Annotated in this window: 1 protein-coding gene; it reads right to left on the bottom strand. The window is 77.2% G+C overall.

Features of this window, described 5'->3' with window-relative positions; all coding sequences use genetic code 11:
* Nucleotides 1-830, bottom strand: an 830-nt coding sequence (locus DW309_RS00055) for an FAD-binding protein (protein ID WP_136044163.1), incomplete at both ends; no start/stop codon positions are given.

Genomic DNA, 830 nt, shown 5'->3' with positions numbered 1-830 from the left:
CGGCTCCGGGGCGGGCGTCGCGGTCGCCCGCGGCGTCGTGGGGCCGGGGTGGACGCCGGTGGGCCAGGGAGCGGCGAGGGCCGCAGCCGCCCGTGCGCCGAACACCGCACCCTCCAGGAGGGAGTTCGACGCGAGGCGGTTGGCGCCGTGCACCCCGGTGCGGGCCACCTCGCCCACCGCGTAGAGCCCGCGGATCGTGGTGCGTCCGTCGAGGTCGGTCACGACGCCGCCCATCAGGTAGTGCGCGGCCGGGGTCACCGGGAGCGGCTCGCGAGACCAGTCGAAGCCCCGCTCGCGGGTGACACGGTCGATCGTGGGGAAGCGGCGCGCGAGGGTCGCAGCTCCGAGCATCGTGGCGTCGAGGCGCACCGGCACGTCCTGTCGCGCGGCCTGTGCGGCGATCGCCCGCGCGACCACGTCCCGCGGCGCCAGCTCGCCGTCGGGGTGGCTGTCGAAGACGAACCGCCGTCCGTCGGCGTCGAGCAGCACCGCCCCTTCGCCGCGCACGGCCTCCGAGATGAGGAACGCCGGGCCGCTCGCGAGCACGGTGGGGTGGAACTGCACGAACTCCAGGTCGGCGACCGCGGCCCCCGCGGCCAGGGCCACGGCGATCCCGTCGCCCGTGACCCCGGCGGGGTTGGTGGTGTGGGCGTACAGCTGTCCGTCGCCCCCGGTCGCGAGGATCACGGCGTCGGCGGTCCGCACGGTGGGGTGGCCGTCGTGGAGCAGCTCCACGCCGCGCACGGTGCCGTCCGCCACGGTGAGCCCGGTGAGCATCGCCCGTTCGACCGGGGCGATCCCCGCCCGGCGCACGGCCGCGGTGAGGGCGG

The organism is Microbacterium sp. K41 (genome assembly GCF_004794395.1).
Taxonomy (GTDB): Bacteria; Actinomycetota; Actinomycetes; order Actinomycetales; family Microbacteriaceae; genus Microbacterium; species Microbacterium sufflavum.
Note: the sequence above shows the minus strand (reverse complement) of the source record. Positions and strands in the feature narration are given on the sequence as shown.